Annotated in this window: 23 protein-coding genes and 1 riboswitch; of the genes, 11 read left to right on the top strand and 12 right to left on the bottom strand. The window is 63.3% G+C overall.

What is annotated here, in order from left to right; all coding sequences use genetic code 11:
- Nucleotides 1–62 precede the first annotated feature (62 nt).
- Nucleotides 63–152: riboswitch (glycine riboswitch) on the top strand.
- A 143-nt stretch (nt 153–295) separates the two neighbouring features.
- The 3 genes from gcvT (at nt 296) to gcvP (ending at nt 4,845) form a co-directional block, all read left to right on the top strand.
- A complete protein-coding gene (gene gcvT, locus BRA1417_RS0129520) occupies nt 296–1,444 on the top strand; it encodes a glycine cleavage system aminomethyltransferase GcvT (RefSeq protein WP_027518871.1) in 1,149 nt (382 codons plus the stop codon).
- Nucleotides 1,445–1,455: 11 nt separating this feature from the next.
- Nucleotides 1,456–1,824, top strand: coding sequence for a glycine cleavage system protein GcvH (gene gcvH / locus BRA1417_RS0129525; RefSeq protein ID WP_027518872.1), 369 nt, complete (start codon nt 1,456–1,458; stop codon nt 1,822–1,824).
- A 156-nt stretch (nt 1,825–1,980) separates the two neighbouring features.
- Nucleotides 1,981–4,845, top strand: coding sequence for an aminomethyl-transferring glycine dehydrogenase (gcvP, locus tag BRA1417_RS0129530; protein ID WP_027518873.1), 2,865 nt, complete (start codon nt 1,981–1,983; stop codon nt 4,843–4,845).
- A 125-nt stretch (nt 4,846–4,970) separates the two neighbouring features.
- Here gcvP and BRA1417_RS0129535 read toward each other — a convergent pair whose 3' ends face one another.
- From BRA1417_RS0129535 to recA, 4 genes are all read right to left on the bottom strand, one after another.
- Nucleotides 4,971–5,945 (bottom strand): hypothetical protein, encoded by a 975-nt coding sequence (locus tag BRA1417_RS0129535; RefSeq protein ID WP_027518874.1) that lies wholly within the window; start codon nt 5,943–5,945, stop codon nt 4,971–4,973.
- 61 nt (nt 5,946–6,006) lie between these two features.
- Nucleotides 6,007–7,002 carry a hypothetical protein gene (locus tag BRA1417_RS0129540; RefSeq protein WP_027518875.1) on the bottom strand — a complete coding sequence of 332 codons (996 nt, stop codon included), beginning with the start codon at nt 7,000–7,002 and terminating at the stop codon, nt 6,007–6,009.
- 9 nt (nt 7,003–7,011) lie between these two features.
- Nucleotides 7,012–7,998 carry a hypothetical protein gene (locus BRA1417_RS40980; protein WP_027518876.1) on the bottom strand — a complete coding sequence of 329 codons (987 nt, stop codon included), beginning with the start codon at nt 7,996–7,998 and terminating at the stop codon, nt 7,012–7,014.
- 97 nt (nt 7,999–8,095) lie between these two features.
- Nucleotides 8,096–9,184, bottom strand: a complete 1,089-nt coding sequence (recA, locus tag BRA1417_RS0129550) for a recombinase RecA (RefSeq protein ID WP_026233157.1) — start codon at nt 9,182–9,184, stop codon at nt 8,096–8,098.
- A gap of 249 nt (nt 9,185–9,433) precedes the next feature.
- Here recA and BRA1417_RS44355 point away from each other — a divergent pair, with 249 nt between their 5' ends.
- On the top strand, nt 9,434–9,601 hold the full coding sequence (locus tag BRA1417_RS44355) for a hypothetical protein (RefSeq protein WP_198034868.1): 168 nt from the start codon (nt 9,434–9,436) through the stop codon (nt 9,599–9,601).
- Nucleotides 9,602–10,302: 701 nt separating this feature from the next.
- Here the strand turns inward: BRA1417_RS44355 and BRA1417_RS0129565 are convergent.
- Nucleotides 10,303–10,560, bottom strand: a complete 258-nt coding sequence (locus BRA1417_RS0129565; RefSeq protein WP_018456377.1) for a DUF2798 domain-containing protein — start codon at nt 10,558–10,560, stop codon at nt 10,303–10,305.
- A 262-nt stretch (nt 10,561–10,822) separates the two neighbouring features.
- Between BRA1417_RS0129565 and BRA1417_RS0129570 the strand changes: the two genes are divergently transcribed.
- Together BRA1417_RS0129570 and BRA1417_RS0129575 are read left to right on the top strand one after the other, a co-directional pair.
- Entirely contained in the window at nt 10,823–11,011 is a 189-nt protein-coding gene (locus BRA1417_RS0129570; protein WP_027518877.1) for a hypothetical protein, read from the top strand.
- Between the two features lie 186 nt (nt 11,012–11,197).
- Complete coding sequence (locus BRA1417_RS0129575; RefSeq protein ID WP_027518878.1) at nt 11,198–11,431, top strand: hypothetical protein; 234 nt, start codon at nt 11,198–11,200, stop codon at nt 11,429–11,431.
- 9 nt (nt 11,432–11,440) lie between these two features.
- Here the strand turns inward: BRA1417_RS0129575 and BRA1417_RS0129580 are convergent, their stop codons facing one another.
- Both BRA1417_RS0129580 and BRA1417_RS0129585 read right to left on the bottom strand, forming a co-directional pair.
- On the bottom strand, nt 11,441–11,695 hold the full coding sequence (locus BRA1417_RS0129580; RefSeq protein WP_027518879.1) for a hypothetical protein: 255 nt from the start codon (nt 11,693–11,695) through the stop codon (nt 11,441–11,443).
- A gap of 104 nt (nt 11,696–11,799) precedes the next feature.
- Entirely contained in the window at nt 11,800–12,111 is a 312-nt protein-coding gene (locus tag BRA1417_RS0129585) for a hypothetical protein (protein WP_027518880.1), read from the bottom strand.
- 360 nt (nt 12,112–12,471) lie between these two features.
- On the opposite strand from BRA1417_RS0129585, the gene BRA1417_RS0129595 reads away from it, so the two are divergent.
- Nucleotides 12,472–12,936, top strand: coding sequence for a PaaI family thioesterase (locus tag BRA1417_RS0129595; RefSeq protein WP_027518882.1), 465 nt, complete (start codon nt 12,472–12,474; stop codon nt 12,934–12,936).
- Between the two features lie 117 nt (nt 12,937–13,053).
- Here BRA1417_RS0129595 and BRA1417_RS0129600 read toward each other — a convergent pair whose 3' ends face one another.
- The gene (locus BRA1417_RS0129600; protein ID WP_007602202.1) at nt 13,054–13,347 is read right to left on the bottom strand and encodes an HdeA/HdeB family chaperone; all 294 of its coding nucleotides are present in this window, start codon (nt 13,345–13,347) and stop codon (nt 13,054–13,056) included.
- Between the two features lie 179 nt (nt 13,348–13,526).
- Between BRA1417_RS0129600 and BRA1417_RS0129605 the strand changes: the two genes are divergently transcribed.
- On the top strand, nt 13,527–13,769 hold the full coding sequence (locus tag BRA1417_RS0129605; RefSeq protein ID WP_027518883.1) for a PilZ domain-containing protein: 243 nt from the start codon (nt 13,527–13,529) through the stop codon (nt 13,767–13,769).
- A 256-nt stretch (nt 13,770–14,025) separates the two neighbouring features.
- Here the strand turns inward: BRA1417_RS0129605 and BRA1417_RS0129610 are convergent, their stop codons facing one another.
- A complete protein-coding gene (locus BRA1417_RS0129610; protein ID WP_027518884.1) occupies nt 14,026–14,259 on the bottom strand; it encodes a hypothetical protein in 234 nt (77 codons plus the stop codon).
- Nucleotides 14,260–14,490: 231 nt separating this feature from the next.
- On the opposite strand from BRA1417_RS0129610, the gene BRA1417_RS0129615 reads away from it, so the two are divergent.
- Nucleotides 14,491–14,895 (top strand): hypothetical protein, encoded by a 405-nt coding sequence (locus tag BRA1417_RS0129615; RefSeq protein ID WP_027518885.1) that lies wholly within the window; start codon nt 14,491–14,493, stop codon nt 14,893–14,895.
- Between the two features lie 108 nt (nt 14,896–15,003).
- Entirely contained in the window at nt 15,004–15,333 is a 330-nt protein-coding gene (locus BRA1417_RS0129620) for a hypothetical protein (RefSeq protein WP_035968878.1), read from the top strand.
- A 75-nt stretch (nt 15,334–15,408) separates the two neighbouring features.
- Here the strand turns inward: BRA1417_RS0129620 and BRA1417_RS0129625 are convergent, their stop codons facing one another.
- The 3 genes from BRA1417_RS0129625 to BRA1417_RS0129635 are packed head-to-tail and all read right to left on the bottom strand — an operon-like array spanning nt 15,409 to nt 16,688.
- Complete coding sequence (locus tag BRA1417_RS0129625; RefSeq protein WP_027518887.1) at nt 15,409–15,765, bottom strand: carboxymuconolactone decarboxylase family protein; 357 nt, start codon at nt 15,763–15,765, stop codon at nt 15,409–15,411.
- Between the two features lie 21 nt (nt 15,766–15,786).
- Nucleotides 15,787–16,254, bottom strand: a complete 468-nt coding sequence (locus tag BRA1417_RS0129630) for a YeeE/YedE family protein (protein WP_027518888.1) — start codon at nt 16,252–16,254, stop codon at nt 15,787–15,789.
- Nucleotides 16,255–16,259: 5 nt separating this feature from the next.
- Nucleotides 16,260–16,688 carry a YeeE/YedE family protein gene (locus tag BRA1417_RS0129635; protein WP_027518889.1) on the bottom strand — a complete coding sequence of 143 codons (429 nt, stop codon included), beginning with the start codon at nt 16,686–16,688 and terminating at the stop codon, nt 16,260–16,262.
- Nucleotides 16,689–16,782: 94 nt separating this feature from the next.
- On the opposite strand from BRA1417_RS0129635, the gene BRA1417_RS0129640 reads away from it, so the two are divergent.
- Nucleotides 16,783–17,103: a helix-turn-helix transcriptional regulator gene (locus tag BRA1417_RS0129640; RefSeq protein ID WP_027518890.1), complete on the top strand. Its 321-nt coding sequence runs from the start codon at nt 16,783–16,785 to the stop codon at nt 17,101–17,103.
- Nucleotides 17,104–17,121 lie beyond the last annotated feature (18 nt).

A 17,121-nucleotide genomic window follows, 5' to 3' on the forward strand; every position in this document is an offset into this window, starting at 1 on the left:
AAAGCCGCCGATGCCGCGTTGACAGGCTTGGCCGGCCTGTGGTCTTTACCCATCTGTATCGTACGGCCACGTCGGGAGAGACCGGCACTGGTAGCCGGCGCCGAAGGAGCAACCGCCCCGGAAACTCTCAGGCAAAAGGACCGCGTGGCTTTGACAGCATCTGGAAAGAGGCGCCGACGGGTTTAGGTCCGGACAGCGTCCGCCGACGGGATAATACTCTCAGGCACAGCGACAGATGGGGCTTCGACTGGTGTCCACGGGAAATCGTTCCCGGGGAACCGCCGAGGGCCCCCCGATGCTTGCGCGTGACGACAAAGACTCCCTGAAACGTACCCCCCTTTACGATCTTCATGTTTCGCTCGGCGGCAAGATGGTGCCGTTCGCCGGCTATGACATGCCGGTGCAATATCCGGCCGGAGTCCTGAAGGAGCACCTTCATACCCGCAACGCAGCCGGCCTGTTCGACGTCTCCCACATGGGCCAGATCGCGCTCAGGCCGAAATCGGGCAAGGTCGAGGACGCCGCCCGCGCGCTGGAACGGCTGGTGCCGCAGGATATGTTGGCGATCGCGCCGGGCCGGCAGCGCTACGCCCAGTTCACCAATGCCGAGGGCGGGATTCTGGACGATCTGATGGTCGCCAATTTCGGCGATCACCTCTTCCTGGTCGTCAACGCCGCCTGCAAGGCCGAGGACGAGGCGCATCTCCGCGCGAATCTCTCGGACGACTGCGTCATCGAGCAGCTTGCCGACCGCGCGCTGATCGCGCTGCAGGGGCCGAAGGCGGAATCGGCGCTGACGAAATTATGTGCAGAAGCGCCCGCCATGAAATTCATGGATTCCGGCCCGCACAAGGTCGCCGGCCTCGACTGCTTCGTCTCGCGCTCCGGCTATACCGGCGAGGACGGCTTCGAGATTTCGGTTCCTGCCGGCGATGCCGAGCGCCTCGCCAAAACGCTGCTGGAAAACCCTGACGTGATGCCGATCGGCCTCGGCGCCCGCGACAGCCTGCGGCTGGAAGGCGGTCTCTGCCTCTATGGCCACGACATCGACACCGAAACCACGCCGGTCGAGGCCGCACTGGAATGGTCAGTGCAGAAGAGCCGCCGCACCGGCGGCGCGCGTGCCGGCGGCTTTCCCGGCGCGGCAAAGATTCTCGCCCATTTCGACCACGGCGCATCCCGCCGCCGCGTCGGCTTGCGCACCGAGGGCCGCGCGCCGGTGCGCGAGGGCGCGCTGCTGTTTGCGGATGCGACCTCCGCCGAGCCGATCGGAAAGGTCACCTCGGGCGGTTTCGGCCCGAGCCTGAATGTGCCCGTCGCGATGGGCTATGTGCCGACCGCCTCGAGCGCGATCGACACAAAACTCTTCGCCGAGGTGCGCGGCCAGCGCCTGCCGCTCACCGTCGCCGCCATGCCCTTCGTGAAAAACACCTACAAACGCTGAGGACTGAGAAAATGACCACGACGCTCTACACCTCCGACCACGAATGGCTCGCGATCGACGGCGATGTCGCCACCGTCGGGATCACCGACTACGCGCAGTCGCAGCTCGGCGATGTCGTATTCGTCGAATTGCCCAAGCTCGGCCGCACGCTGAAGAAGGCCGAAGCCGCCGCCGTCGTGGAATCGGTCAAGGCCGCCTCGGACGTCTACGCGCCCGTGACGGGCGAGGTGCTCGAGACCAACGCCGCGCTCGCCGCCGAGCCCGCGCTGGTGAACTCGGATGCGCAAGGCGCGGCCTGGTTCTTCAAGATCAAGATGGCCGACAAGAGCGAGCTCGGCGGTCTGATGGACGAAGCGGCGTACAAGGCCCACACGGCGTGAGATGATGCAGACCCAACCGATCGTCATGCCCCGCGAAGGCGGGGCATCCAGTAGCCACCGGCAGCACGGATTGAACCGAGAAGCCGCGGCGTACTGGATCGTCCGCCTTCGCGGACGATGACGACGACGACAGATGATCTAAAGCGAGGACCCATGATGACCGCGCACCGCAAATCCAACGGCGACACCACCGGCTTCGTTCGCCGCCACATCGGCCCCTCGGCGCGCGACGTCACCGCGATGCTCGAGGCCGTCGGCGCAAACAGCGTCGATGCGCTGATGGCGCAGACGCTGCCCGCTTCGATCCGGCAGACGACTCCACTCGATCTCGGCAGGCCGTTCAGCGAGACCGAGGCCATCGCGCATATGGGCGAGCTTGCCGCCCAGAACCAGGTCTTCACCTCGCTGATCGGCCGAGGCTATTCCGGCACGATCTTGCCCGCGGTGATCCAGCGCAACATCTTGGAGAACCCGGCCTGGTACACGGCGTACACGCCCTACCAGCCCGAGATCAGCCAGGGCCGGCTCGAGGCGCTGCTCAACTTCCAGACCATGATCTGCGACCTCACCGGGCTCGACGTCGCCAACGCCTCGCTGCTCGACGAGGCGACCGCGGCAGCCGAAGCGATGGCGCTCGCGGAGCGGCACTCACGGGTCGAAGCAAAGGCCTTCTTCGTCGACAAGGACGTGCATCCGCAGACGCTCGCCGTGATGCGCACCCGCGCGGAGCCGTTGGGCTGGACCCTGGTCGTCGGCGATCCCCTCACCGATCTCGACAAGACCGACGTGCTCGGCGCGCTGCTGCAATATCCGGGCAGTTCAGGCGCCGTGCGCGACCTCAGGCCCGCGATCGCCAGCCTCAAGGCCAGGGGCGCGCTCGCGATCATCGCCGCCGATCTGCTGGCCCTGACACTGCTCGCCTCGCCCGGCGAGCTCGGCGCGGACATCGCCATCGGCTCGGCGCAACGTTTTGGCGTGCCGATGGGTTATGGCGGGCCGCACGCGGCCTATATGGCGGTGCGCGATGCGCTCAAGCGTTCACTGCCCGGCCGCATTGTCGGCCTCTCCGTGGATTCGCGCGGGATGCCGGCCTACCGTCTCGCGCTGCAGACCCGCGAGCAGCATATCCGCCGCGAGAAGGCGACCTCCAACATCTGCACCGCGCAGGTGCTGCTCGCCGTGATCGCCTCGATGTATGCGGTCTATCACGGCCCCGAAGGCCTTTCGCAGATCGCACGCAACGTGCATCGCCGCGCGGCCGTGCTCGCCGCGGGCCTGCGCAAGATCGGCTTTGCGCTGCAGTCCGACAGTTTCTTCGACACGCTCAGCGTGGATGCAGGTAGCAAACGCGCCGAAATCGTCGCGCGCGCCGCTGCCGAAAAGATCAACCTTGGCGTCGGCGAAACTGCATTGCGGATCGCGCTCGACGAGACCACCACGCCCGCGACGGTCGAAGCGGTCTGGCGCGCCTTCGGCGGCCAGCTTGCCTATGCCGAGATCGACGCGACCACGCGCGAGGCGCTGCCGGAGGCGCTGAAGCGCGCGACCGCCTTCCTCACCCACCCTGTCTTCCATGCGCATCGCTCGGAGACCGAGATGCTGCGCTACATGCGCAAGCTCAGCGACCGCGACCTCGCGCTCGACCGCGCGATGATTCCGCTCGGCTCGTGCACCATGAAGCTGAACGCGACCACCGAGATGATGCCGCTGACCTGGCCCGAATTCGGCTCGCTGCATCCTTTCGCCCCGCGTGAGCAGGCCCGCGGCTATCACGCGCTGTTCGCGCGCCTGGAGACATGGCTGTGCGACATCACCGGCTATGACGCGATCTCGCTGCAGCCGAATTCGGGCGCGCAGGGCGAATATGCCGGGCTTCTGGCCATCCGCGGCTATCACGCGGCGCGTGGCGAGACGCATCGCAAGATCTGCCTGATCCCCTCCTCCGCCCACGGCACCAACCCGGCCTCGGCCGCGATGGTCGGCATGGACGTGGTGGTGGTCGCCTGCGAGAAGAACGGCGACGTCGACGTCAGCGATCTCCGCGCCAAGGCCGAGAAGCACTCGAACGACCTCGCCGCTGTCATGATCACCTATCCCTCGACCCACGGCGTGTTCGAGGAGCATATCCGCGAGATCTGCGACGTCGTGCATGGCCATGGCGGCCAGGTCTATCTCGACGGCGCCAACCTCAACGCGCAGGTCGGCCTTAGCAGGCCCGGCGATTACGGCGCCGACGTCAGCCATCTCAATCTGCACAAGACCTTCTGCATCCCGCATGGCGGCGGTGGCCCGGGCATGGGTCCGATCGGCGTCAAGGCGCATCTCGCGCCGTTCCTGCCGGGTCATCCCGCGACAGATGGGAACGCGCCGGTCGGCCCGGTCTCGGCCGCGCCGTTCGGCTCAGCCTCGATCCTGACCATCTCCTACATCTACATCCTGATGATGGGCGGCGAAGGCCTCAAGCGCGCCACAGAGATCGCGATCCTCAACGCCAACTACGTCGCAGCAAGGCTCGATGCGCACTTCCCGGTTCTCTACAAGAACGAAAAGGGCCGCGTCGCGCATGAATGCATCGTCGACCCCCGCGCGCTGAAGACGACGTCCGGCGTCACCGTCGACGACATCGCAAAACGCCTGATCGACTACGGTTTCCATGCGCCGACCATGAGTTTTCCGGTGCCGGGCACGCTGATGATCGAGCCGACCGAATCGGAATCCAAGGCGGAGCTCGATCGTTTCTGCGATGCCATGATCGCGATCCGCAAGGAAATCGCCGAGGTCGAGGCTGGCCGCTTCAAGATCGAGGCGTCGCCGCTCCGCCACGCCCCCCACACCGTGCACGACATCGCGGACGATGATTGGAAGCGTGCCTACACCCGCGCCGAAGGCTGCTTCCCCGCAGGCACCTCGCGCACCGACAAATACTGGAGCCCGGTCGGACGCGTCGACAACGTCTATGGCGACCGTAATCTGGTGTGCTCCTGCCCGCCTGTGAGCGATTACGCGGAGGCGGCGGAGTAAGATGCTGCGTAGGATGGGTAGAGCGTAGCGAAACCCATCTCTGCATTCCGTTCTAAGGATGGAAAGTGCGATGGGGTTCGCTTCGCTCTACCCATCCTACAGCCTACGGCACACGATTTATTTATCTAAGGCGCAACCAGCAATCGGCTTTCGCGATCCCATCGCCAAAGCCGTTCGTTGGTCAGTTCCGTGCCACCCCACCAGCGATAGATCCGGTTGTGGCGCCACATGTCGTCTTCGCGGGCAAAAAGTGAACGCCCGAGTTCAGTCAGCGTGACCTTCCACTCGCTCTTGCCGAAGTAGCGGGCCTCATTGTCGAACGCCGGATCGCCCAAGAGGACCGCCGGCGTCGAATGTGCCCCCAATTCGAGCAAAGCATCGCGCGCGTCGTTTTCGTCGAACACATCGCGCATCCACCACGCTTCGGTGACACGCCTCGGGTCCGTGTGCCCGTCGTTCACAAAGTCCAGAATATCCATTTCGCTGGCACCTAGGCCCGTCACGCTGTCCGGAAGCTCTTCGAGCAACGCAATGAGCGCCGGTCGAAGTCTCGGCAGCATCGTCAGATCCGTCATCAGAAGATCGAAACAGGGCTTTGGCGTTTCAGCCCGATAGGCCTGCCAGGCGCGGCTGGCCGTCACCAAATGGTTGTCGGTCACCTTGAAGCCCGGCAGCTTCCATTTTGCGACAGACTCTGCAGCATAGCTCGCGGCATGATCGTCTGTATGCACCAGGCTCAGCTTCGTTGTGATCTCCTTGTAGGGGCGAAGTAGGTCCAGCAGCCAGACCAGCACGAGCTGATCGTTTGGTCGAGGATCAACCCACAATTCGATCGAGTCAAACTTCGTGCAGAGTTCGAAGAAACCGATATCGCGCGTGCCGAAACCTTCCAGCCAGTCTCGACAAACGTCGTCGAGCCAATGATCGCCTGGATTGCAGTGCTTTGCCGACCGCCGCTCCAGCCCCATCAAAAGCTGCTCTGCGGAAGGCAATTTCCTCCAGACGAAGCGCGTGCAGAAGCCGAGCGCGATATTCGCCAGTTTGGACTGGCGCAGCGTGTCTGCCGCAAGATGGTTCGTGGTCAAAATCAAATGTGACAAGGTGATTTCTCAATCAAAAGACAACATGACAATCAGGGATGCCATCAGCAGCGCCCTCACATCACGTCGGCGCGATCAACGAGCGGGTCTCGGGGTCCCACCGCCAGAGTCGCTCGTTGGTCAGGTGAGTGCCGCCCCACCAGCGATCAATCCGGTTGTACCGGCGGAAATTCTGGTCGCCTCCCAGCACCGCCTTACCGAACTCGGTCAGCGTCAATTGCGACCGCTTGTACCGATCGAACTGACTGGAATCGTCGTGCATCTCTAGCGAAAACGGACCTTGATCCAGTCCGGACACCGCCGGCCTCTCGCACCGCGCAAGGCCGTCAAGCAGCGCTCCAACTTCCCAATAACCATACACATCCAGCTCGTTGCACTTCTGGTGGCCCGGAAAGACATCGAAAGGCTGCATGCCGCCTCGCCCGATGAGTTGGAGTATCCGCGCTTCCGTGGCTCCAAGGCCTGAGGCAGGACGCGGAAGTTCGTTGAGGAGAGCCCTCACGTGAGGGGCGAGTTGTGGCAACCAGCTCAAATTGGTCTTGAAGAGATCCCTCCAACCTTGCGGGGTCGGCGCGCGATAGGCCCGCCATGCACGCCTGGCCGATTTGAGTTGACGAGGTGTGATCGCAACAGCCGGCGGGTAGAGTTCGCTTCGCGGTGGGTCGACATCCCTGACACCCAAGAACAGGGAGCGCACGACAAAGTCGGGATTTGCATCGTGTCGGCGGGCCCAATGATCGAGCAGCCAGAGCAGGATCAATTGCGCATTTGGCTCCGGCCCTCGCCAAAACTCGACCGAGCCATATTCCGCGAGCAGTTCGATCAGTCCTCGATCCTTCGCGCCTGATTCCTCGAGACGCCAGGACGGCGTATCGTCGAGCCAATGAAGCCCGCGGGGCTGTGTCGTACGCGGCGCAAAGAATGCGTCCAGCTCTGCATCGGCCGGCAACGGTCCCCAGACCAGCCGGCGCTCGATGGCAATCACGAGGTCGGCAAGGCCCGCTTGTTGAATGGCGCCGGCGATGGACGAGTCTGTCGTGACAATGAGCCGCGTCATACCGTGGCCTCAAGGCTTCATCAAAACATGGCCGTAACGCCACAGCCGGTCGTTGGTCAGGTGCGTGCCGCCCCACCAGCGGTCGATCGGATTGTGGCGACTGAAATCTTCCTGATGGGCCAGGACAGCCTTGCCGAACTCGGTCAATGACAACCGGCTGCGGAGATAGACCTCGTGCCGAGCTCTTAAATTTTCGCGATCGATTGTGCGCAGTTCGTCGCCCAGCCCGGCCACTACGGGCCTGGGGCCGAGCGCGAGCCCCTCGAGCAACGAACCCAACTCAAATTCTCCGAACACATATGTTCGCCGTTGCGAGCGCAGGTGAAACAACGCATTCGTGTTCGCAAACCCTCTGGCAAGCATCTCCAAGAACCGCATCTCGGTCGCACCGAGTCCCGTCGAAGGCGACGGCAGTTCTGCCATGAGATCGAGCAAGGCCGGGCGCAGCATCAGCAATGCACTGAGATCCTGGTGAAGGAGATCGACGCACGCCTCAGGGGTCATTGCGCGGTAGGCCGACCACGCCAACCGGGCAGTCTCGAACTCTTGGGCCCTAACAGGCACGACATGAATGTGCGGCTCGGATGCAGCGAGATCCTCACCGTGTGCTGTCGTCAGCTCGGATGAGACAAGTCGAAGTCGAAGCTTTGGCACCAGCGAGGAGCAGGAGCTGAGGTGGTCCAGCAGGCAGACGAGCTGCAATTGATCCCGGGGAGCTGGGTCGAACCAAAGTTCAACCACGTCATATCGCTCGCAGAAGTCGGCAAGGGACAAATCTTTGCGGTCCTTGATGCCCTTGGGCCAGCGGATGCCCCAATCGGACCAATGATCACCCGGCCCGAGATTCGCCGAACGCGCCGCGAAATAGGCTGCGAGCTTCTCGGGCGAGGGCAGAGGTCCCCACTCAAAGTGAAACGAGTATGAGATGACAATCTCCGCCAACCCGGATCGTGCGAGCTGGCCTCCGGACGAACTGGTCAAGATCAGACGCTTCATCGCACCACCTGATCAACGCAAACGAAACAGGCGCCGAAGACGTCGGCAACTCAACGTCCTCAGCGCCCGCTCCTCGCGAAATCTATTCGACTAAGGCTTACTCGTCCGCCGGCTCCTCGCCGTCGGCGTCACGCTCGGGACTGCCGGCGAGAATCTGCTCGGCGATCAGGCCGGAGTTCTGACGGATCGAGGTCTCGATCTTGGCGGTGATGTCGGGGTTGGCCTTCAGGAACGCTTTCGAATTCTCGCGGCCCTGGCCAAGACGCTGGCTGTCATAGGAGAACCATGCGCCGGATTTCTCGACGATGCCGGCCTTGACGCCGAGATCGAGGATCTCGCCCATCTTGGAGACGCCCTCGCCGTACATGATGTCGAATTCGACCTGCTTGAACGGCGGTGCCAGCTTGTTCTTGACGACCTTGACGCGCGTGGTGTTGCCGACCACTTCGTCGCGCTCCTTGATCGCGCCGATGCGGCGGATGTCGAGGCGGACGGAGGCATAGAATTTCAGCGCGTTGCCGCCGGTGGTGGTTTCCGGCGAGCCGTACATCACACCGATCTTCATGCGGATCTGGTTGATGAAGATCACCATGGTATTGGACTTGTTGATGGACGCCGTCAGCTTGCGCAGCGCCTGGCTCATCAGGCGGGCCTGCAGACCCGGCAGCGCATCGCCCATCTCACCCTCGAGTTCGGCCTTCGGCACCAGCGCCGCGACCGAATCGATCACCAGCACGTCGACCGCGCCGGAGCGCACCAGCGTGTCGCAGATTTCCAGCGCCTGCTCGCCGGTGTCCGGCTGCGAGATCAGAAGCTCGTCGATGTTGACGCCCAGCTTGCGCGCATAGACCGGGTCGAGCGCGTGCTCGGCGTCGATGAAAGCGCAGATGCCGCCCTTCTTCTGTCCTTCCGCAACCGTGTGCAGCGCCAGCGTGGTCTTGCCCGAGGATTCCGGCCCGTAGATCTCCACGACGCGCCCCTTCGGCAGGCCGCCGATCCCGAGCGCGATATCGAGCCCGAGCGAGCCCGAGGAGACCGCCTCGACATCCATCGAGCGGTCGTTCTTGCCGAGCTTCATCACCGAGCCCTTGCCGAACTGCCGCTCGATCTGGGAGAGCGCGGCGGCCAGAGCTTTACTCTTGTCCATGGAAGATCCTTCGACGATACGCAGGGCAGTGGTGGACATTGGGTCGTGCTCCTTATGGCGAGGATTCGCTAGAGGGACAAACGGCTGGCGAGGCGGCGCGGCGATAAAATCAATGTACCCTATTTGTTCTAGGTTCGCAATATGTTCTTTTGCGGATTTGCGCGTTAAATGACGCGTATCAAGCCGGATGAGCTGCGCGCCGTGAGAATTCCGTAATCCTGCGGCACCGAACCTTTCGCGGTCTGCGGTCTTCTCTTGGACGGGACCGCAACTCTGGGGACCTCAGTAATGACGAACAACACGCATCACGATACGAACCGGCGCATTCCGCTGCTGGAAGCGGCGCGGGAGGAGATGAGCAAGTTCGAGCGCAAGGAAAACGAGTTCCGCAAGAAGGACCGCGAAGAGCGTGCCGCCGAACTCCATTTGCCGCTGGACGCGATCAGGGTTCATTAGGCCGCCGCGACGAGGGCATAGGAGCCGAGGCCGGCCCGGCGGACGCGCTAGGCGGTGGCGATGTTTGCCAGCGGCAACGCGCTGGCGACGGTGCCGGAGCGGCCGGGGGAATCGGCACGGGAATTGGGATTCGGATGGCCGTGAAGGCGAGTCCGAGCCAATATGGTATCTAAATACTACCAGTAAGCTATTGATTAAACGACGGAATTTTCTGACGGGCTACTGTGCATGGGGTTGTTTTCGCGTTTTTGAAAGGCGCGCATGGGCCTTTCCACCCCCAGAGCCGTATCCCGGCACCCAACCCCGCCTACAGCAGAACCAGCAACCCGATGCCGATCACCAGCACTACGAAGCCAGCCGCCGTCGCGGCGGCGAATGACCGCTCTACGTTGTCCATGATGCCACCCCGTTGCCGGTGGGCCACGTTTCCCCCATGGCAGCACCGTCGTTGCGAAATCTCGCCTGCGGTTGTGTCCTGAGTTGTGCGAACGGATGTCGAAATTGGGACCGGTGCGGGGCCAGTGTGCGGCCCCGAGCTCCGGCTTTCGCTGTCGCCGTCAAGCCTTGTCAGGCTGTCGTAAGCTGAGCCGGCTAGGGTCGCTTGGCTATGGTGTTGCAGCCCAGCACCTCAGCCTCCAATAACCTTTCCCCGCTTGGTTCTCCCAAGCGGGGTTTTTTCATTCCGGTTTTCTTGCCGATTTTCATGCCGGCCGGCCGGTTTGCGAGCCGCCCTCCTCCTGCGTCAGACGCAGCGAGAAGGCGCGGATCGCCGGCGCTGCGAGCAGCACGATCGGCAGCATCGCCGCCCATGCGATCAGCCACGACACCATCCAGTGCGCGAGGAAGTCCAGCGCGTTCCCTGCCGGAAAGCTCGCGATGCCCGCGGCGATCAGCGAGGTCAGTCCGGACTGGATGATTCCGAACACGAAATGAGAATAGCGGCGGGGAATGCCCGGCATGACGCGCCCATGTTGCTGACCGTGATCGGGCCAAGCAAGGCACATGCCGCCGCGTTCCGGAAGGCGCCCTTACCCATCCCAGGAACTCTGTTCTTGGCCGGAGAACCACGGGAGAGGTCTCGCGCCGCGGCTGGGCGGCCGGCGCGTGCGCTTGCGAGATAGCCGTGGGCTATCCGGGACTTACCGACAGATTTGGCTTTCCCTGGAATATTATGCCGCCCAGCATGTTCTCAGTGATGGAAGTGAATCGTGGGAGAAGGCCATGAATCACAGGGGCGTCGAGTTCACCGTCGCCAAGACGGCAATTCCCGGCATCTGGCAGTGGCAGTTCCGGATCGGCGAGCAGATCAAGACTGGCCAGACAGAGACCAAGATCGATCTGTTGGCGATCCGGCGGGTGCAGCTGCGGATCGATCGGGAGCTGAAGGCGATCGGGCGCAAAACCGCCTGAGCGGCCGGATCGAGATCGACGGCGGGCTGGCGCGCCCCGACGCGCCGCAGCCGTCATGGCCTAAAGCAGCGGCGCCCATGGGGCTATTCCGTAGCCGACCGGAATTGATCTGCCGACGGTTTGGGATTGGACTGCCAGCGATTATGGCCGTGGGGACGGAGCCATCAGGCGCGATCGGTGCGAACCATGCCGCTCTACTTTTTTCGAATCCGGAACGGCAGCTATTCCGGCTGCGCCGACCAGGCGTCGGAATTTGCCGATCGCGATCTGGCCTGGAAGGAGATGACCAGCGTCTGCGCCGACATGGCCGCCGGCATCGCCCGCAAGCTCCAGGAAAATTCCGAATGGAATATGGAGCTGCTGGACGAGGCCAAGGAGCCCGTGTTCCGGATCCGCATCACATCCGAAACCTTCGAATAGGGGCCGGCCCTAATCCGCGCTGGGCAGCCGCCGCATCGTGAATTCGATATCACCGCCGGGCAGCTCGCGCCAGGTCTCGACCGCGCTCATATAGCCGGCCTTGGGGTAGCGGGTGAAGAAAGCCTGCGCCCTCTCCCGTGCCGCCGCGCGTGGCAGCGTGAAGGTCTCGCGCAGATAACCGTCGCCGGCCGTCACGCCGGCCTTGCCGCCCATCCTGCGCCGGCGCGCCATCCGCTCGGCGAGATCCCGCGGACGATCGGCCATGTCCCGCCTCCTTTACGCAATACGCTCTCGCGCAATGTAGGAAGCAAGCCGGCCGAAGGGGAGTCCCGGCCGGAGGCCTCAGCCGCCTCCGATCGGGCAGAAGGTCAATTGGCAGCCGTGCCGGATTTCTTCTTCGGCGCACCGGTCGCGGCCGAGGCCTTTGGCGCTGCCGACGGCTTCGGCGGGTCGGAGCGCATGCCGCCCCAGGGATCGTTGGACGCCTTGGAATCCGGAATCTTCTTCAGCGTTTCCTTGTAGGCCCTGTCACGCTCGGCTTCCGCGGCCTTCTCCTCTGGAGTCTTGCCCGGGCCGTCCTGCAGCAAATTGAGATTGGGCATTTGCGCAGAGGCCGGTCCCGCCAGCACGGTCGGTCCCGCCAGAACAGCCAGCACCGCGGCCACACGGAAAAGCTTCATCATCGACTCCTTGATCATCCATGGCGGCGCGGGTCGCCCGCGCCTTGTCACCCCTGGCACAACGGCAGGGGCCGCTCGGCCCGCTAGAGCCGGTCCGATTTGCACGATTTCGGCGCGTGGAGCCAGTCGTCCCAGATCGGGCCGCACTTGGTGCACCCGTTCAGCAACAGGCCGAGCCCGGCCAGACAAAACACGAGGACATACCGACGCAACATCACCCACCCATACCCACTCCGTGGCATCATACCGGGCGAAGTCAGGCATTTTCAAGCCGACGGGACCCGCGGCAGACCGGCGACTTTGCCGCGCCGGTCCGCTCGAAACGCCGAACATCCGGCAATACAGGAGGGAACGACAGCAATGCCATCGCAGCCAGAAGCCGAGTTCGGCATCAGTGAGGCCCGACGCATCCTCGGCGAGGTCTTTGCGCCCTGGGTCCAGGATCTCAATTTGTCGGTCGAGCGCATCGAGCACCTGCCGCCGCCGGACGTGCCGGACTGGCAGCCGGCAGCGCTCCTGCGCATGCCGTTCTCGGATCGCCTGTGCCGCAACGGCGGCGTGGTCTGCGGCCAGGCGCTGATGGCGCTCGCCGACACCGCGATGGTGATCGCGAACCTCGCCGCCAACCGCGGCTATCGTCCGATGACGACGGTCGACCAGACCACGCATTTCATGCGCGCCGTCTCCTCGTCGGACGTGCTGGCCGACGCCCGCGTGGTGCGACTCGGACGCACCATGAGCTTTGGCCGCGTCACGCTGCTCTCGGCTACCGACAACAAGCCGGTGGCGATGGTGTCGAGCGCGTTCGCGATGCTGCCGGGGTGAGCATCATCCGAAAGAAGAAAGCCGCGTGAGCGCAAAGCGCACCGCGGCTCTCAATGGCGTCATGTCGAGACGGGAAACGCGGTTGTGATCGCGCGTCGTGCCGTCACGCGGGGGATGTTACTTGCCGAGCACTTCGTCAGCCGCGGTGACGATGCTGACGTTCGGATTTTTTCCGCAATAGCTGCCGAACTGCTTGGCGTTCTCGACGAATACGTCGGTATCGATGATCGCGTTCTCTTCGTCGCCCTTGTACCAGCCGTCCATCCAGGTCAGCACCATCTTGATGGTGTCGTCGCCGCTCTCCAGGAACTGCTTGCAGCTCATGGTCGCGAGATCGAGCTTGGTGGCGTGGGCGGGCATGGACGACAGCGAGAGCGCTGCAGCGAACAGAAGCGAAAACGTGGTCTTCATCAATATCTCCATCGGCGCGTAGCGCCACAAAGGACGGCTTGGGGGAATATCGGCGGAGTGACTTCCGCTTCGACGTCGTAAACGAAATCTGAAGCGCTGTGCAAGTAGCGCCAGTATTGAGTTTAGTTCAACGTAATTTCTATGCACTACTTCACAAATATCATTATGGATTAACGCGGATGATCGAGAAGCGTGCAGCGCAGCGGTACCGTGTTTTCAAGGGTGGAACGATCACCTTTGAAAACTGCGGCATCACGTGCACGGTGCGAAACATGTCGGCGAACGGCGCCGCAATCGAGCTCGACTCCACCGTCACAGTGCCGCAATTGTTCACGCTCGCGATCGCGCGCGACAATTTCGTGCGCAAATGCCGCCCCGTCTGGCGTAGCGAGAGGCGCATCGGCCTCGCTTTCGTACAGTAGTGCATACGATGTGAATGATCGTTCGCATCACATCCACAACACGATGATGATCACTTTGATACGAGGGCGATGGCCCGCGCGCAGACTCACATCGGCTTGCCGGTGTCGCGGTCGAGCACGACGACGAAACCTCGCCTGGCCAGCCTACTCGCTACCGGCCAACCGTTTGCCGCGCGATGCCTGGCCGCGACGAGAACAAAAGGAGCGTGATGAGAGCGGCCAAATAGCAACGGCGGCTCGCCAACGCCCGCCTCACCTATTTCGGCTTCTTGGCAGGTTCAGGCGGACGCGCCCCGCTCCATGGATCATACTTCTCCTTGGACTCCGGAATGCGCTCGAGTGCGGCCTTGTAGGCCTTCTCGTCGACCTTGGGCTTGTTGTCCGACTTCTGGCCGCCCTCGTTAGGCTGACGCCTGCCGCCGCCCATCTGCGCCTGCGCGGAGGTAACCGCCAGCACCAGCACGGCGGCCGCTATGACCAAAATCCTCATGGGCGCAATCCCCCTCGTCTGGGGCACAAACTAGCCGGCAATTATGGAATAGCCAATGCCGCGGGCTCCAGGGCCCCAGGAAATCTGGCTCCAAGAAATCCTGGCTCCAAGAAATCTTGGGTCCAAGAAATCTTGGGTCCAAGAAATCCTGGCTTCAGCAAATCTTGATCGGCCGGGTCTTCGTCGGATCGCATTCGTGCCTATGTTTTGGCCCGCAGGGGACCCTCACGGATGTTACGGATTATTGCTCATGCCGCGCTGCTGGCCAGTGCGCTCGCGCTCGGGGCCTGCGGCTTTGCCGACAGCCGCGCACCGGTGCCCGAGTTCATGCGCATGAAGGAAGCCGAGCAGCCGCCGCCCGAACCGCCCCCCGACGTCAGACGCGTCGTGCGCGGGCAGATCGAATTCGTCTTCCTCAGCACGTCCAACCCGCGTGAGGTGCATGTCGCCCCACCCCATCGTGAGGTGCGGGGACCGGGCTGGACAGCTTGCGTCCGCGCCCAGCTCACCTCGGCGACCGGCTCGCCGCTCGGTCCGCAGACCTACATCGTGACCATATCAGGCGGAAAGGTGATCGATCGCCGCCGCGCCGAAGCGGACGACATCTGCGGATCGGAAAGCTACGAGCCGATCTAGGAACAATCACGCCGACACGCGATCCAGTTCCGGGAAAAACCTGTAATTTTGCCGGAACGATCACGGCCTCCCCTTCTTGTTACCGCCGAGGGCAGTTTCGAGGAGGACATGATGAGGACATTCACGATTGCATTGCTGGCTGGTGTCGGAGCCTTGGCAGCGGTGAGCGGCGCGAAGGCCGCCGACGTTTACACGACCCGCGAATACACCAGCCCCGATCTCGTCCAGCAAGTGCGGCTGGTCTGTGACGATTCGGGCAATTGCTATCGCACCCGCGGCGGCTCGCGCGTGATCGTGCGCGACTCCTACGCGACCATGCCGCGCGACCGTTACTACGAGCGCCGCACCTATCGTGACTGGGACGATGGTCCGCGCGCCGGCGTCGGCATCCGCGCGCCCGGCGTCAGTGTTGGCGTCGGTGTCGGCGATCGCTGGTAGTCGATGAAGCCATGACAGACGGGACCGGACGAGATAACTCGCCCGGTCCTGCCTCTGCGATTCGCATCGCTGACATCAGGCGGCAAGCGTCTGCTGCTGGAACTGCTCGTAGGCCGCGATCGCGTCCGCGGCATACATCAGCGACGGCCCACCGCCCATATAGACGGCCATGCCGAGCGTTTCCTCGACCTCCTCGCGCGTTGCACCGAGCTTGACCAGGGCTTCGGTATGGAAGCCGATGCAGCCGTCGCAATGCGCGGCAACGCCGAGCGCGAGCGCAATCATTTCCTTCGTCTTCTTGTCCAGCGCGCCGTCGCGCGTGGCGGCCTGGGCAAGCGCGGCAAATCCCTTCATGGTATCGGGAATGTCACTGCGCAGCTTGCGCAGGTTGGCGGAGATTTGGCGGGTGATCTCGGGGTAATTCTTGTCCATGACCTACTCTCTGCGTTTACTCTAGGTGTCGAACGGGTCGGCCGGCGTAACGAGGCGCGTCAACGACGGCAGGTGAGCGATGAAGCGGGCGAGCACCATGCCTGCACTCATCGCAGCGACGAAGATGACGGCGGACACGGAGCCAAATCCGAGCGCGGTTAGCGCCGGCCCCGGACAGAAGCCCGCCAATCCCCAACCCACACCGAAGATCGCGGGACCTGCGATGATCCTGGGATCGATGTCGCTTCGCGTCGGAAGATAAAATCGTTCGGCGAAGTAGGGACGCGCGAGCTTTAGGACGCGTTTGAATCCGGTGAAAGTCACGGCCACCGCGCCGGCCATCACGAAGGCAAGGCTCGCATCCCACGTCCCCGCAGGAATGCCGCCGACGTCGAGGAAGTTCAGGACCTTCGCCGGATTCGCCATGCCCGAGACGATCAGGCCGAGGCCGAAGATCACGCCGATTAGGAATTGAACCGGTATAGCCATCGCCATCAGTTCCAGTGCCGCATCACGAGGACCGTCGCCATGCCGGCCGCCATGAAGGTCATGGTCGCGACCAGCGAGCGCGCCGAGAGCCGCGACAGGCCGCAGACGCCGTGGCCGGAGGTACAGCCACTGCCCCAGACCGAACCGAAACCCGTGAGCAAGCCGCCGACAATCAAAACGACCGGGGTCGCCTCGATCGTCTGCGCCGGCAGACTTCCGGTGACGAGCAGCACCAGCACGGGCGCGGAGACGAGACCTGCGACGAAGGCAAGCCGGCCCGGAAATTGACGGTCCTCATAAGGGGGAAACAGCCGCGCGGCGATGCCGCTGACGCCGGCGATCCGCCCCGTCGCCCACATCAGCAGAACGGCAGACAAGCCGATCAGCGCACCACCAACAAGGGAGGCGATCGGCGTAAATGATGTTGAGACCATGCGACCTCCGGATCGAGAGTACGCCCGGCGCGGGCACTGGATACCGTTACTTTAGCGCTTTCGTAATTTCGAATATACTAATATATAACTGGCCATGAAACGCAAGGTCCGCAATCAAGAGTTGGTCGCGCTTGAGGAGAAGGCCGAGGAGGCTTCCCGCCTCCTCACGGCCATGGGCAATCCGAAGCGGCTGCTGGTCCTCTGCAACATGCTGGACGGCGAGAAGTCGGTCGGCGAACTCGCCGACATCGCGGGCCTGTCGTCGGCCGCACTATCTCAGCATCTCGGCAAGATGCGTGCATTGAGCCTGGTCAAACCCAGAAGGGATGGTCAGACGGTATACTACAGCATCGCGAGCCAGGAAGTCCGCGCGTTGCTGGAGACGCTGTACCGCCTCTTCTGCACTTCCGGATAGGGTCCTCGCCCGCGCTAG

The organism is Bradyrhizobium sp. WSM1417, from assembly GCF_000515415.1.
GTDB lineage: Bacteria > Pseudomonadota > Alphaproteobacteria > Rhizobiales > Xanthobacteraceae > Bradyrhizobium.

What these genes read in the sequence shown, in the direction of transcription:
- BRA1417_RS0129595 (WP_027518882.1), top strand. Translation starts at nt 12,472, where the DNA reads ATGCCATCGCAGCCAGAAGCCGAGTTCGGCATCAGTGAGGCCCGACGC.
- BRA1417_RS0129630 (WP_027518888.1), bottom strand. Translation starts at nt 16,254, where the DNA reads ATGGCTATACCGGTTCAATTCCTAATCGGCGTGATCTTCGGCCTCGGC.
- BRA1417_RS0129625 (WP_027518887.1), bottom strand. Translation starts at nt 15,765, where the DNA reads ATGGACAAGAATTACCCCGAGATCACCCGCCAAATCTCCGCCAACCTG.
- BRA1417_RS0129605 (WP_027518883.1), top strand. Translation starts at nt 13,527, where the DNA reads ATGATCGAGAAGCGTGCAGCGCAGCGGTACCGTGTTTTCAAGGGTGGA.
- BRA1417_RS0129540 (WP_027518875.1), bottom strand. Translation starts at nt 7,002, where the DNA reads ATGACGCGGCTCATTGTCACGACAGACTCGTCCATCGCCGGCGCCATT.
- BRA1417_RS0129640 (WP_027518890.1), top strand. Translation starts at nt 16,783, where the DNA reads ATGAAACGCAAGGTCCGCAATCAAGAGTTGGTCGCGCTTGAGGAGAAG.
- BRA1417_RS0129565 (WP_018456377.1), bottom strand. Translation starts at nt 10,560, where the DNA reads ATGCCGGGCATTCCCCGCCGCTATTCTCATTTCGTGTTCGGAATCATC.
- BRA1417_RS0129635 (WP_027518889.1), bottom strand. Translation starts at nt 16,688, where the DNA reads ATGGTCTCAACATCATTTACGCCGATCGCCTCCCTTGTTGGTGGTGCG.
- BRA1417_RS0129585 (WP_027518880.1), bottom strand. Translation starts at nt 12,111, where the DNA reads ATGAAGCTTTTCCGTGTGGCCGCGGTGCTGGCTGTTCTGGCGGGACCG.
- BRA1417_RS0129575 (WP_027518878.1), top strand. Translation starts at nt 11,198, where the DNA reads ATGCCGCTCTACTTTTTTCGAATCCGGAACGGCAGCTATTCCGGCTGC.
- BRA1417_RS0129620 (WP_035968878.1), top strand. Translation starts at nt 15,004, where the DNA reads ATGATGAGGACATTCACGATTGCATTGCTGGCTGGTGTCGGAGCCTTG.
- recA (WP_026233157.1), bottom strand. Translation starts at nt 9,184, where the DNA reads ATGTCCACCACTGCCCTGCGTATCGTCGAAGGATCTTCCATGGACAAG.
- BRA1417_RS0129600 (WP_007602202.1), bottom strand. Translation starts at nt 13,347, where the DNA reads ATGAAGACCACGTTTTCGCTTCTGTTCGCTGCAGCGCTCTCGCTGTCG.
- BRA1417_RS0129580 (WP_027518879.1), bottom strand. Translation starts at nt 11,695, where the DNA reads ATGGCCGATCGTCCGCGGGATCTCGCCGAGCGGATGGCGCGCCGGCGC.
- gcvT (WP_027518871.1), top strand. Translation starts at nt 296, where the DNA reads ATGCTTGCGCGTGACGACAAAGACTCCCTGAAACGTACCCCCCTTTAC.
- gcvH (WP_027518872.1), top strand. Translation starts at nt 1,456, where the DNA reads ATGACCACGACGCTCTACACCTCCGACCACGAATGGCTCGCGATCGAC.
- BRA1417_RS0129615 (WP_027518885.1), top strand. Translation starts at nt 14,491, where the DNA reads ATGTTACGGATTATTGCTCATGCCGCGCTGCTGGCCAGTGCGCTCGCG.
- BRA1417_RS0129610 (WP_027518884.1), bottom strand. Translation starts at nt 14,259, where the DNA reads ATGAGGATTTTGGTCATAGCGGCCGCCGTGCTGGTGCTGGCGGTTACC.
- BRA1417_RS40980 (WP_027518876.1), bottom strand. Translation starts at nt 7,998, where the DNA reads ATGAAGCGTCTGATCTTGACCAGTTCGTCCGGAGGCCAGCTCGCACGA.
- gcvP (WP_027518873.1), top strand. Translation starts at nt 1,981, where the DNA reads ATGACCGCGCACCGCAAATCCAACGGCGACACCACCGGCTTCGTTCGC.
- BRA1417_RS44355 (WP_198034868.1), top strand. Translation starts at nt 9,434, where the DNA reads ATGACGAACAACACGCATCACGATACGAACCGGCGCATTCCGCTGCTG.
- BRA1417_RS0129570 (WP_027518877.1), top strand. Translation starts at nt 10,823, where the DNA reads ATGAATCACAGGGGCGTCGAGTTCACCGTCGCCAAGACGGCAATTCCC.